1 protein-coding gene is annotated in these 530 nt (G+C 62.8%); it reads left to right on the top strand.

Going from position 1 to position 530, the window contains the following annotated elements; genetic code table 11:
• Positions 1-76: 76 nt before the first annotated feature.
• On the top strand, positions 77-530 hold a 454-nt coding region (locus tag NKH67_RS34095; RefSeq protein WP_352786068.1), incomplete at its 3' end, for a transposase.

Below are 530 nucleotides of genomic sequence, written 5' to 3'. Positions count from 1 at the left end.
GCTTGCTCTGAGGGGCGAGCGGCCATGGCACGGTGGTGACGTTGCGATCACCGATTCCCGTGGAAGGGGAAGTGCCATGACCAATCGAGACGTTAGACTGAGCAGAGGCGAGTTGAAAGCGTTGCTGTTGTCGGATGAGGACGGCTTTCGCCAGGCATTGCAGAGTGTCGTGCAGGAGGTTCTTGAAGCCGAGATGACGGAGGCGATCGGGGCCGAGAAAGGCGAGCGGACGGCGGAGCGGACGAGTTACCGGTCCGGCTATTACGAACGCAAGCTGGTGACGCGGGTCGGGGTGCTGGAGCTTCGCGTTCCGCAGGATCGGGCTGGCCGGTTCTCGACGGAGTTGTTTGAGCGCTACCAGCGTTCGGAGAAGGCATTGGTGTCGGCGCTGGTCGAGATGTACGTGCAGGGCGTTTCGACCCGCAAGGTGAAGGCGGTGACGGAGGAACTGTGCGGCCACTCTTTCTCGGCCTCGACGGTGAGCGAGGCGACGATGCGGCTGGATGAGGCGCTCAAGGCGTTCTTCACGC

It is taken from the genome of Mesorhizobium sp. M0968, from assembly GCF_040319065.1.
Classification (GTDB): domain Bacteria; phylum Pseudomonadota; class Alphaproteobacteria; order Rhizobiales; family Rhizobiaceae; genus Mesorhizobium.
This window is presented reverse-complemented; position numbering and strand designations above follow the sequence as displayed.